General features: G+C 69.8%; 8 protein-coding genes. 4 read left to right on the forward strand and 4 right to left on the reverse strand.

Translation table 11 applies throughout. The features are described 5' to 3' along the window. The first annotated feature begins 373 nt into the window (after positions 1–373). Positions 374–2,404, forward strand: a complete 2,031-nt coding sequence (locus MKK67_RS16560; RefSeq protein WP_243966251.1) for a M23 family metallopeptidase — start codon at positions 374–376, stop codon at positions 2,402–2,404. A 119-nt stretch (positions 2,405–2,523) separates the two neighbouring features. Here the strand turns inward: MKK67_RS16560 and gluQRS are convergent, their stop codons facing one another. From gluQRS to MKK67_RS16575, 3 genes are all read right to left on the reverse strand, one after another. Next, on the reverse strand, positions 2,524–3,387 hold the full coding sequence (gene gluQRS / locus MKK67_RS16565) for a tRNA glutamyl-Q(34) synthetase GluQRS (protein WP_243966252.1): 864 nt from the start codon (positions 3,385–3,387) through the stop codon (positions 2,524–2,526). After that, positions 3,384–3,665, reverse strand: coding sequence for a hypothetical protein (locus MKK67_RS16570; protein WP_243966253.1), 282 nt, complete (start codon positions 3,663–3,665; stop codon positions 3,384–3,386). Before MKK67_RS16570 ends, gluQRS begins: the two co-directional genes overlap by 4 nt. A gap of 255 nt (positions 3,666–3,920) precedes the next feature. Beyond that, entirely contained in the window at positions 3,921–5,957 is a 2,037-nt protein-coding gene (locus MKK67_RS16575; RefSeq protein WP_243966254.1) for an ATP-binding protein, read from the reverse strand. Positions 5,958–6,148: 191 nt separating this feature from the next. On the opposite strand from MKK67_RS16575, the gene MKK67_RS16580 reads away from it, so the two are divergent. After that, positions 6,149–7,792 carry a GMC oxidoreductase gene (locus MKK67_RS16580; protein ID WP_243966255.1) on the forward strand — a complete coding sequence of 548 codons (1,644 nt, stop codon included), beginning with the start codon at positions 6,149–6,151 and terminating at the stop codon, positions 7,790–7,792. Positions 7,793–7,844: 52 nt separating this feature from the next. Next, positions 7,845–8,783: a LysR family transcriptional regulator gene (locus tag MKK67_RS16585; RefSeq protein WP_243966256.1), complete on the forward strand. Its 939-nt coding sequence runs from the start codon at positions 7,845–7,847 to the stop codon at positions 8,781–8,783. A 318-nt stretch (positions 8,784–9,101) separates the two neighbouring features. On the opposite strand, the gene MKK67_RS16590 is transcribed toward MKK67_RS16585, so the two are convergent. After that, positions 9,102–10,592 (reverse strand): DUF2252 domain-containing protein, encoded by a 1,491-nt coding sequence (locus MKK67_RS16590; RefSeq protein ID WP_243966257.1) that lies wholly within the window; start codon positions 10,590–10,592, stop codon positions 9,102–9,104. Positions 10,593–10,863: 271 nt separating this feature from the next. Here MKK67_RS16590 and MKK67_RS16595 point away from each other — a divergent pair, with 271 nt between their 5' ends. Continuing rightward, the gene (locus MKK67_RS16595; protein WP_243966258.1) at positions 10,864–12,516 is read left to right on the forward strand and encodes an acetolactate synthase large subunit; all 1,653 of its coding nucleotides are present in this window, start codon (positions 10,864–10,866) and stop codon (positions 12,514–12,516) included. Positions 12,517–12,536 lie beyond the last annotated feature (20 nt).

Below are 12,536 nucleotides of genomic sequence, written 5' to 3' on the forward strand. Positions count from 1 at the left end.
CATCGGACAAAAACAGACCATCGCCCGGCAAACCCGCCGGCCAATCGCCGATCCTGTCAGAAGATGCGTCAGCGCCCGGGCCACTTCCGCGGCCGGCGCCGATGAACAGGGGTATAAACAGGCCCCACAGAGCCGTCAACACCGGGGGGAAGATTTTTGAAGGTTGGTCCCGGCCAACCCCCCTCCCCTCTCGGTTCGGCATCCGGAATTCCCTCCGGGATCGGAGCCCGGTAGAGAGGTGGGGCGCCTCAATCTCGACATGCTGCCCCCCGAGAGGAACAGGCCGTGCGTGAGCGGTGCGCGCGTGCCCGGCCGCCGATCCTCTAATCACCAGCGAGAGCGCCGTGCGCCGTCGTCTTTCCGGGACCTGCGAGTGAAGCGCGAGCGACTCAAGATCGGCGACGTGGCCGCCCTCGCCCCCGGCGTCGGGCGCGGGGTCCAGGCGCCCCTCGATCTGCTCGGCGCGGACGCGACCCAGATCGATCGCCGCGCGGTCAATCTGCGTTGGCTCTGTGCCAGCACCCTCACGGGTCTGACCGGCGCCGGCCTGATCGCGGCAGCGCTCCACGTCTCCCTGCAAGGTGACGTCTCCTTCGCGGCGATCCCCGAGAAGGCCACGATCATGCCCCGGCCGCAGCCGAGCGAGAGCGGCGCCAACCTCGCCCGCAAGGGCGACCGGCTGGTGCGCAACCTGATGATCGCCTCGGCCAAGCAGAGCTTTCGCGCGCCGGTGACCGTCCGCCTGGGGGATCGCGAGATCATCAAGGCCAAGGCCTTCGTGCGGATCACCACCCCCCTGTCCATGACGACGGGCGTTTATGCCGGCGAGCTGCCGCGGTTCGATCCGATGAAGTTCGTCTCCGACGAGCCTCTGGAGCGCGCGCCCGACGCCGCCGCCGACGCGCCCGGGGCCGAGGTCACGGTGGTCAAGCGCGACCTCGCGGATGCCGCCGTCGATGCCAATGCCCCTGCGCTCACCGACGACGACGTCACCGCCCAGGTGGAAGAGGAGCGCCGGATCGCCGCCGAGGCCGGGCGCCGGGCCGCCATCCCGATCGCGCCCCAGATCCTGCTGTCGCGCACGCTGCAGCAGGGCGCGGGCGGCGATGCGGAGAGCTCGGCCGCCAAGGACGCCAACCCGTTCAAATCGATCGAGGTGCTGGTCGTCCCCGAGAACGTCACCAAGGTTCCCAAAGTCGAGCTGAAGCCGAACGAGGCGCCGCTCGTGGAGGAGCGCGACATTGCGCTCAAGCGGGGCGAGACCCTGGAGGGCATCCTGAAGGCCACCGGCCTGGCCGGGGACGAGCAGATCCGCGGCATCGTCGCGGCGCTCGGCGGCAAGACCCGCACCGCGGCCCTGCCGGAAGGCCAGCAGATGCGGGTGCAGATCGCCCCCGGACCGCGCCCCGGCGATCCGCGGCAGGTCACCCGCGTGGTGCTGTACGGCGAGAACGGCATCGAGGGCATTGCCGCCCTCAACGACCGGAGCGCCTTCGTCTCCGTGGCGCCGCCGACCGAGGAGGCCCCCTCCTCCAAGCCGCAGCCCCAGGCGGATGCCGGCGAGGATGACGAGGAGGATTCGGGCTCCGGGCCGCGCCTGTACCAGAGCCTCTACGAGACGGCCGCCCGCCACGACCTGCCGCGGGCCACCGTCGAGGACATCGTCCGGGTGTTCAGCTACGACCTCGACTTCCAGCGCCGGATCGCCAGCGGCGACGGGCTCGACGTGTTCTACACCTACGACGACGAAGCCGGCGCCGACCGGCCGGACCTGCTCTATGCCGCCCTGACGCTGGGGGGCGAGACTCGCAAGGTCTACCGCTTCCAGTCGCCGGATGACGGCACGATCGACTATCTCGACGAGCAGGGACGGTCCCTGAAGAAGTTCCTGCTGCGCAAGCCGATTCCGGACGGGATCATGCGCTCCGGCTTCGGCTATCGGATGCACCCGGTGCTGGGCTACGCCAAGCTGCATACCGGCGTCGATTGGGCGAACCCGATCGGTACCCCGATCGCGGCGGCGGGCAACGGCGTGGTGATCCGGGCCGAGATGACCTCGGGCTACGGCAACCGGGTCGAGATCCAGCACGTCAACGGCTACGTCACGACCTACAACCACATGTCGCGGTTCGGCCGTGGGGTGAAGGAGGGAGTCCGGGTCCGGCAGGGGCAGATCATCGGCTATCTGGGCTCCACCGGCCTCTCCACCGGCCCGCACCTGCACTACGAGGTGATCATCAACGGCCACTTCGTCGACCCGATGAAGATCCGCGTGCCCCGCGGCCGCGAGCTCGACGGCCGGCTGCTCGCAGAGTTCAAGCGCCAGCGCGAGCAGGTCGACGCGACCATGCAGAAATCGAAGAGCGCGACGGCGCTGGCGCAACGGGATGCCGCGGTGCGCTGAGCGGTTGCCGACGCCATTGCGAGCGTAGCGATCGAGGGTCGCGCGCAAAGTCTCAGCGCGGTGTTTCCCCGGGTTGCTTCGCTGCGCTCGCAATGACGGCGGGAATTGCCGCCATCGGCTCAGGCGAAGCCGAGGCGGGCGCGGATCTGTTCGGGCGTCACCCCCGCCTGCCTGAGATCGGCGAGGCTTTGCGAGCCCCGGGACTTGGCGAGTTTGTCGCCGTCGGGATCCAGGATCAATGCGTGGTGGTGGTAGCGCGGCGTCGGCAGGCCGAGCAGGCGTTGCAGCAGGACGTGGAGATCGGTGCCCGCTTCGAGGTCCCGGCCCCGGACCACGTGGGTGATTTCTTGCTCCGCGTCGTCGTGGACCACGGACAGGTGATAGCTGGTCGGCACGTCGCGCCGGGCGATTACGGCGTCGCCCCAGCGGGCGGGGTCGGCGGTGACCCAGCGCGTGTCGGCTCCGTCGAAGGCTTCATAGCCGAGGGCGTTGCCGGCGCAGCGCAGGGCGGCCGCCCCATCAAGGCGCCAGGTATGCGGCTCGCCCCGGACCAGGCGTTCGGCCCGGATCGCCGGTTCGAGCAAGCGGCAGGTGCCGGGATAGAGCGGCACGCCGTCCGGATCGAGTGGGTTGTCGGCGCTGGCGGCGGCCTGCGCCCGGATCTGCCCGCGGGAGCAGAAGCAGGGATAGGCGAGACCCCGGTCGATCAGACGCTGGAGCGTCGCCCGGTAGGAGTCCATGTGGCGGGACTGGTGCCGCACCGGCTCCGGGTAGGTGAGGCCGAGCCAGGCGAGGTCGGCGACGATTGCCTCGACCAAGTCCGGCTTCGAGCGGACCGGATCGATATCCTCGATGCGCAGGCGGCAGAGGCCGCCCATCTGCTCCGCCAGTTCGGCGTTGAGCAGGGCCGAATAGGCGTGGCCGAGATGGAGCCATCCGTTCGGGCTCGGCGCGAAGCGGAGGATCGCCGCGTCCGGTCTCACCCGTCGCGGTGGCGCAGGCAGCGCGGCTCGGCGGTCTGGCAGGCGATGCCGGGCAGCGAGCAGGCCGGGCCTTCGGCCAGGCGCTGGCAGACGCGGCAGCCGTCGGTCCATTCGAGGCAGGCCGGGTCGTCGGCGACCGAGCGTGCCGGGACGGCATGCCGGGCGGGCAGGAGCTCGCCGAGCAGCACCGTCGCGACCACGAGGATCGCAATGCCCCAGGCAGCGAGGGCGCCGCTCGAGGAGCGCGGTGCGGGCGGCTGAGTGGCGGCTGTCGACATGGGCTTTCTGTTGGCGCGGCGAGCGGCCCGCTGTCAACGCGGGAGCGGCGGGGCTGGAGCATCGTCCCGACAGGGGGCCGCCGGCTTTCGGAGAAAGACGATGCGAATCAGAAAGCTAGAGCGCTCTCCGACGAAGTGGCTCCGGTTCGTCGCAAGAGAGCGCGTCAAAACAAGAGTTTAGAGGCGTGACCCGACCCAACGTGGTCGGGCACGGCTCTAGCGTGTCGTGCCGGTTCCGATATCCGGCACGACACGCTAGGCGGCCTGTGCGGTCCGGCGCTCCAGCAGGGCCGGAAGCAGCTTCAGATTGAGGGGCTTGGCCAGGAACCCGTCGAACCCGGCCGCGCGGGCGGCGATCTCGTCCTCGCGGCCGGCATTGGCGGTGAGCGCCACGAGGTGCAGTCGGGTCCCCTCCCCCGCCGCTTCCGCGGCGCGGATGCGGCGGGCGGTCTCGTGGCCGTCGAGGCGGGGCATGCGCACGTCGATCAGGGCGAGGTCGAACGGGCCATCCGAGGCCAACCGCTCCAGCGCCTCGACCCCGTCGACCGCCTGGACGACCTCGGCGCCGAGGCGCTCAAGGGCGCGGGTCGCGAGCAGCGCGTTGATCGGGTTGTCCTCGGCGAGCAGGATCCGCTGGCCGGTCCCGGTCCGCGCCGGGGCGGGAGCCGCGACGGTGCTGGATTCGACCGCGACCGGCGGGGCGAGCAGCCGCTCGAACAGCGAGCGGGCCCGGATCGGCTTGATCAGGTAGCCGTCGAAGCCGGCCGCGCCCGGCGCCCCGAAGCCGCGGCGGTCGAAGGGCGAGAGCAGGACGAGGCTGCAGCGCACCCCGCAGGCGCGGGCGGCGTCGGCGATCTGGCGGACCGCCGCGTCGCCCAGCGCCCGATCGGCCAGCACCGCGTCGAAGGCCGCGCCGGACAGGGCGTCGAGGCCGTCCTCCAGGGTGCCGACGATCACGGTGGCAGCGCCCGCCCGGGACAGGCTGCGGGCGAGGTAGGGGGCCTGGTAGGGCGAATCGGCCACGATCAGGCAGCGCCGGCCTTCGAGCCCCGGCAGCGGGGCGGGGTTGGCGCGCGCGCCCTCGGCCTCCGGCAGCGGCAGGACGACCCGGAAGGTCGAGCCGCGGCCGACGCGCGACTCCGCCTCGATCCGCCCGCCCATGCGGGTCACCAGCCGGCGGGTGATGGCGAGCCCCAGGCCGGTGCCCTCGTGGCTGCGGCTGGCACTGCCGTCGCCCTGCTCGAATTCCTCGAACAGGATCGGCAACCGGTCCTCCGGGATGCCGGGGCCGGTGTCAGAGACGGAGAGCACCGCCTCCCCGCCCCCGGCGTCAGTGCGGACGAAGCTGAGGCTCACCCCGACGCCGCCCCGCGCGGTGAACTTGATGGCGTTGCCGGCGAGGTTGATCAGGATCTGCCGCACCCGGTCGGCATCGCCGACGAGACCGTGCGGGAAGCTTTCCGTGACGTCGAGGGCGATCTCGATGCCCTTGTCCTGTGCCCGGGGGGCGAGCAGCTCCACCACGCTCTCGGCCAAAGCCGGCAGGTCGAAGGGTTCGGCCGCGAGGTCGAGGCGCCCGGCCTCGATCCGGGAGAAGTCGAGCACGCCGTCGATCAGCCCGAGCAGGGCCTGGCCGCTGGTGCGCACGGCCTCGACATAGGTCCGCTGCTCTAGGTCGAGGGGGGTGCCGAGCACCAGCTCGGCCATGCCGAGGATGCCGTTGAGCGGGGTGCGCATCTCGTGGCTGACGGTGGCGAGGAAGCGCGACTTCGCCACGCTGGCGGCCTCGGCGCGCTCCAGCGCGGCGTCGCGGCTGCGCAAAGCCTCGACCCGGGCGGTGACGTCGCGGCCGGCGCGCAGCCAGTGCATCGCGTCGCCATGGGCCACCGGCATCTCCACGAAGGCGAACCAGCGCACCTGGCCGTCCACCGAGCGGACCTGCGCCTCCATGCGGCGGACCCCGTCCTCGCCGACCTCGACCTCGCGCCGCTCCAGGATCTCGAGATCGATCTGCGCGCCGAGCAGGTCGATGGCCGGACGGCCGAGCAGCTGGGCGTAATCGTCGTTGGCGTAGGTGATCCGCCCGCGGGCGTCGCGCTGCACGATCACCTCGGTGGTGGCCGCGACCAGGGCGCGGTAGCGGTCCTCGCTCTCGCTGATCCGCCAGATCCGGTCGTGCAGCCGCTCGGCCTCGGCCTCGTCCGGGGCGGAGCGCCGGGCCCGCCAATGGCCGAGCGCGAGCGCCGCCGCGATCAGCAGGGCCAGCACCAGCGCGATATCCTTGACGACCATGGCTGCCTCCCCGGCTGCAGGCCGGCTCGGCGCAGGATCGCAGGCGAAGCTGAAGGCGGCGTTGGGAAAAGCGCTTAACCGGCGGTTGCGGTGGTCGCGGCCGTCGAATGCTAAACGTCGTCGCAGACCGATCCGAAATCCGGCTCGCGAGTTGCCTGCCAGGACAATCGGTCCGGACGGAGACAGTGACGATGCCGGGTGAGCATTACGACGTGATCATCGTCGGATCCGGCCCCGGCGGCGGGACGATGGCATGGCGCCTGGCCCAGACGGGCAAGCGCATCCTCCTGATCGAGCGCGGCGACTACCTCCTGCGCGAGCCGCGCAACTGGGACAGCCAGGCGGTGATCGTCGACGGCTACTACCAGACCAAGGAGACTTGGTACTCCTCAACCGGCAGCAGCTTCCAGCCGGGCCTGCACTACTATGTCGGCGGCAACTCGAAATTCTACGGCTCGATCCTGTTCCGCCTGCGCGAGAAGGATTTTTCGGATATTCGGCACGAGGACGGCATCGCTCCGGCCTGGCCCGTGGGCTACGACGAGTTCGAGCCGCATTACCAAGCCGCCGAGGAGCTGTTCCACGTCCACGGCCAGCGCGGCGAAGACCCGACCGAGCCCTGGTCGCGCAAGCCCTATGCCCATCCGCCGGTCTCGCACGAGCCGCGGATCCAGCAATTGTTCGACAACCTGAAGAGCGCCGGCCACCACCCGTTCCACCTGCCGGTGGGCGTGCGGCTTGTGGAGAAGGACGGGCGCGCCGTCTCCACCTCGCCCTGCATCAAGTGCGAATCCTTCGACGGCTTCCCCTGCCCGACCAACGGCAAATCCGACGCCCAGACCATGGTGGTCGATCCGGCTTTGCGCGACTGCCCGAACCTGACGCTCCTCACCCGCACTTATATCGAGCGCCTCGTCACCGACCCGAGCGGCCGCAGCGTGACCGGCGTGGTCGGCACCCGAGACGATGCGCCGTTCGAGGCCTCGGCCGACCTCGTGGTGGTGGCCTGCGGGGCGCTGTCCTCGGCGCTGCTGCTGCTGCGCTCCGCCAGCGAGCAGCACCCGGACGGTCTCGCCAACGGCTCCGGCCAGGTCGGGCGCAACTACATGCGCCACAACAACTCGACCGTGCTGGCGATCTCCAAGGTGCCGAACCCGACCCGCTTCCAGAAGACCCTCGGCCTCAACGACTTCTACTTCGGTGATCCGGACCGGAAGGACGCGTGGGACTTCCCGCTCGGCCATATCCAGATGGTCGGCAAGTCCGACGGCGCCCAGATCCACGGCGAGGGGCTGCCCGGCTTCCTGCAATGGTTCCCCAACAAGCCGTTCGACTGGATCGCCAAGCACTCCGTCGATTTCTGGCTGACCTCGGAGGACATCCCGCTCGCCCAGAACCGGGTCTACTATAAGGACGGCAAGGTCCATCTCGACCTCACCGAAACCAATGTCGAGGCGCACAAGCGCCTGCGCCGCAAGCTACAGGAGATCTGCAGCTTCACCGACATGCACCCGCACCTGTTCGACCGCTCGCTCTATCTCGGCAAGAACGTCCCGATCGGCGGCACCGCCCACCAAGCCGGCACCCTCCGGTTCGGGGACGATGCCACGACCTCCGTGCTCGACCGGAACTGCAAGGCGCACCAGCTCGACAATCTCTATGTCACGGATGCGAGCTTCTTTCCGTCGATCGGCGCCGTGAATCCGACCCTCACGATCATCGCCAACGCCCTGCGGGTCGCCGAGCACCTGGTCGACCGGATGGGCGCCAAGGACGAGATCGCGCCGCCACGCCTGTTCGACCACACCGAGCCGCGGGAGCCAGTTCCGGCGTAAGTGTGAAGCTCTGCTATACAGGGCGATCGACCTCGAACCGATCGCCCCGCCCTTGGCCATTGATCACATCGATCTCAGCCGGATCGACCTGAACCTGCTGGTCGCCCTGGATGCCCTGCTCGACGAGCGCAGCGTCACCCGGGCGGCGGCCCGGATCGGCGTCGGTCAGTCGGCGATGAGTTCGAGCCTGGCCCGGTTGCGCCGCCTGTTCGACGACGAGCTGCTCACCCGGGCCCCCGACGGAATGCGGCCGACGCCGCGGGCCCTGAAGCTCGCCGAGCCTCTGCGGGCGACGCTGCGGCAGGTCCAGGCCCTGGTCCACCGGGAGGAGCGGTTCGATCCGGCCACCGTGGAGCGCAGCTTCACGGTGAGCCTGCCGGACAGCGTCGAGGTCCTGCTCGGGCCTCGATTGCTCGCGCAGCTGCGCCGGGAGGCCCCCGGAATTCGCCTGCTGCTGCGCTCGGTCGATCGCACACACATCCTCGACGAATTGGACGCCAACCAAGTCGATCTCGCCATCGGGTTTTTCTCGGAGGGGCAGGTCCACCACAAGCAGCGGCTGCTCTACCGGGACAGCTACGTGGTGCTGTTCAACGCTGACCTGATCGGGATCCAGCCGCCGATCGGCCTGGACGATTACCTGCGCTTCCCGCACGTCCTGACCTCCCTGCGGGAGACCGCCCACGGGGTGGTCGACGACGCCCTGGCACTGATCGGGCGCTCGCGCGTCCTCGCGGTGACGACGCCGCGCTTCCTCGTGGTGCCGTTCCTGGTCCGCGCCGCGCCGGTGATCGCCACCATGCATGCCCGGCTCGCCGCCGCCTTCGCCAGCGCACTCTCGCTGGCGGTTAGCCCGGTGCCGGTGCCCCTGGACGACGTGGCGGTGTCGATGCTGTGGCACGCCTCCTACGACCGCGACCCGGCCCATCGCTGGCTGCGCGAGCTCTTGGTGCGACTCGCCAACGAGGCGCCTGAATTCGGGATGCTGTGACGGCTGCTTTGATGCGCTTCACCAACCCACCCCCTCATCCTGAGGTGGCGCAGCGAAGCGGAGCCCTCGAAGGAGCCCTCCAGGGATCGCGCGGCTGGCTGGAGGCCTCCTTCGAGGCTGCTGCGCAGCACCTAAGGATGAGGGGATGGGTTGGTATGGGCCGTCCGCGGGACGCGATCCGATCCCCTGTTTCACACCGTCATTGCGAGCGCAGCGAAGCAACCCAGTGATGCGCCACGGTTCGGGGATCGTGCGCCGCCCTAGGTTGCTTCGCTGCGCTCGCAATGACGGAGAAGGTGGTGTGACCTTCACCGGACCTCACAGACAGGGATCCTCCGCCGCCTCCAGCCGGCCGCTGGCGATGGCGTCGCGAAACAGCTCGAAATCCTCGGCGTTGCGCTCCGCATAGGCCGCCGCCCAATCGGCTAGGGCTTCGCGCAGGTCGGGCTGCTTGCCGCTGCCGCAATAGCCGGCGATCGCCGCGGCATCCCCGGTCCGCGCATGCGCCCGGGCCAGAAGGGCCCCGTAGGCATACGAGAAGGTCAGGAGCGACAGGCCCGACATCTCCGCCAGGGGGATCGCGCCCTTCAGGTTCTTCATCTGGCGCACGTAGAACGGCCGGCCGTCGATGCTGGTCCAGCCGAGCAGCGGGTCGCCCACCGCCTGGAGCAGGCGCTGGCCGTAGATCACGCGCTCGCCCTCGTGCCCGGCATAGGGTTCGGGCATGCCCGGCAGGTAGGGGGCGTTGGCCGGGCGCACCGCCTCCTTGACCTGGAGGAACAGCGCGTCCCGGTCGGAATTGCCGCACAGCAGCGCCACGTAGGCCCGCGTCCCGACGCTGCCGACCCCGACGACCCGGTGGGCCACGTCGACCACTTGGTAGCGGTTGAGCATGAACCGCCGCTCCCGCGGCAGGGTCTCGGCGTAATGCTCCAGCCCGGTGACGATGCTCTGCCGGGTGGCGTCGTCGACCGGCGTGAGGATCGGCGGCTCCGCCCGGAACCGCCAGCCGCCGTCGGTGCGGCGCTCGGCGATCTGCCCCAGGAGGCTGCGATTGTTCTTCCGGCGCGCCTTGTCCACTGCCCGGGTCACTACGGCGCTGGCCTCCGCGTCCATCCGGATCCGCCCGAGGCGCCGGGCATCGGCCACGGTGGTCTGGTACCAGACGTCCAGGGAACCCTGCGGCGCCAGGCGGCGCATCGTGCGCTGATAGCCGGACACCGCCTCCATCACGGCGCTGCGCTGCGCGTCCGGCGGCGCGCCGGCTTCGGCGGTGGCGACCATGATGCCGGCCGCGAGCCGCTTCAGGTCCCATTCCCACGGGCCGACCGTGACCTCGTCGAAATCGTTGAGATCGAGGACGATGTCGCGCTGCGGTGTTCCGAACAGGCCGAAATTATCGATATGCGCGTCGCCGTTCATCACCACGTCGATGCCGCTGCGGGGCCCGCGCGACAGGTCCCAGGCCATGACGTGCGCGGCGCCGCGCAGGAACGCGAACGGGCTGGTCGCCATCCGGGCGACCCGCAACGGGATGAGATGCGCCTGCCGTCCCTCATGGGCTGACTCGATCAGGCTGACCGGATCGGGGCGGTCCGACTCGGAGCGCAGGGCCGCATGGTCCGCGTGCGGGACCTCCGCCCGCAGGGCCTTGCCGGCCTGCCGGCGCTTGTCCCACGGCTCGACCCCCACCCGGAGATCGATCCGCGGGAAATCGGCGAGCGGCGCCAGCACCACGTCCGCGGCCGGCGTCTCCGGGGCCGGAAGCGCCGCCCCGTCTCGTGTCTCGTCGTTGCGCACCTGGTCCATGATCTTCCGCCGAACCGAACGCACGAGAACCTTGACCGTACTCGGTCGTTCCGAGCCGGCTCTATCCCCGTACACGATAAGATTGCCCCGGCTCTGTGACCTTTCAGCTCCCGACGGGTCTTGACCCCATTACAGGCCAGCCCTCTAACCGAACGCCTATCCGGAGGGCGTTCGTCCCGGTCCGAGCCGCGCGGATCACACCGCATCGGTGACGGGCGGATCGGGGACGGACCGCACGACGCCGGCTGGCGTCGCATCAGTGGGACATCACATGCCCAAGGGCTCAGATCTACTCGTTGCGGCGCTCGAGAACGAGGGCGTCGACCGCATCTTCGGCATCCCGGGCGAGGAGAACCTCGACGTCGTCGAATCGCTGCGCACCTCCAAGATCGAACTGGTGCTGACCCGCCACGAGCAGGCGGCGAGCTTCATGGCGGCGACCCATGGCCGCCTCACCGGCCGGCCGGGCGTGTGCCTCTCGACGCTGGGCCCGGGCGCCCTGAACTTCTCGACCGGCGCGGCCTACGCCCATCTTGGCGCGATGCCGATGATCATCATCACCGGTCAGAAGGGCATCCTGTCCTCCCGGCAGGCGAAATTCCAGATCGTCGACGTGATCAGCTCGATGAAGCCGATCACCAAGATGGCCCGTCAGATCGTCTCCGCCTCCTCGATCCCCACCATCGTGCGCGACGCCTTCCGGGTCGCCACCGAGGAGCGGCCCGGGCCGGTGCTCCTGGAGCTGCCCGAGGACATCGCCGCCGAGCAGGCCGAGGCCTACGTCGTGCCGCCGCACCCGATCGACATCCCGGTCGCCCACCCGGCCGCCATCGAGCGGGCCGCCGCCATGATCCTCCAGGCCAAGCGGCCGCTGGTCATGCTCGGCGCCGCCGCCAGCCGGCCGCGCGCCACAGGCGATCTCGGCGGCTTCGTGCACCGCACCCAGATCCCGTTCTTCACCACCCAGATGGGCAAGGGCACGGTCGCCAGCGGCACCGACCTCTACATGGGCACGGCGGCGCTCTCCGAGCGCGACTACGTCCACGAGGCGATCGACAAGGCCGACCTGATCATCGCGATCGGCCACGACACGATCGAGAAGCCGCCCTTCTTCATGGGCCAGGCCGACCAGAAGGTGCTCCACATCGGCTACATGCCGGCCAACGTCGAGCAGGTCTATTATCCCGACGCCGAGGTGGTCGGCGATCTCGGGCCGACCCTGAAGCTGCTCGCCGACAAGCTGGAGGGCAAGCTGCCCAACGCCGGCGCCCTGCTGCCCTTGCGCGAGCGCATCCTCGGCCACATCGCCGACCGGGCCGGCGAGGACCGCTTCCCGGTGACGCCGCAGCGCCTTGTGCGCGACGTGCGCCGGGTGATCCCGGAGGACGGGATCGTGTGCCTCGACAACGGCATGTACAAGATCTGGTTTGCCCGGAACTACCGCACCTACGTCGCCAACACGCTGCTCCTCGACAACGCGCTCGCCACCATGGGCGCCGGCCTGCCCTCGGCCATGATGGCGGCGATGCTCTACCCGAACCGCCGGGTGATGGCGGTGTGCGGTGACGGCGGCTTCATGATGAACAGCCAGGAGCTGGAGACCGCGGTGCGGCTCAAGCTCAACCTCGTCGTGCTGATCCTCGACGACTCGGCCTACGGCATGATCCGCTGGAAGCAGGCGGTCGACAAGTTTGCCGACTACGGGATGACCTTCGGCAACCCGGATTTCGTGCTCTACGCCCAATCCTACGGCGCCAAGGGCCACCGGGTCGAAGCCGTCAACGACCTCGTCCCGACCCTGGACCGCGCTTTCGCCGAAGGCGGCGTGCACCTCGTGGCGGTGCCGATCGATTATTCGGAGAACACGCGCGTGCTGGTCGAGGAATTGCGCGAAAAGGTGAAGGATTTCGAGCCGGCGGAGTGAACGCTTCGAAGAATTGATCC

Origin of the sequence: Methylobacterium sp. J-072 (assembly GCF_022829425.1) — a bacterium.
GTDB lineage: Bacteria > Pseudomonadota > Alphaproteobacteria > Rhizobiales > Beijerinckiaceae > Methylobacterium.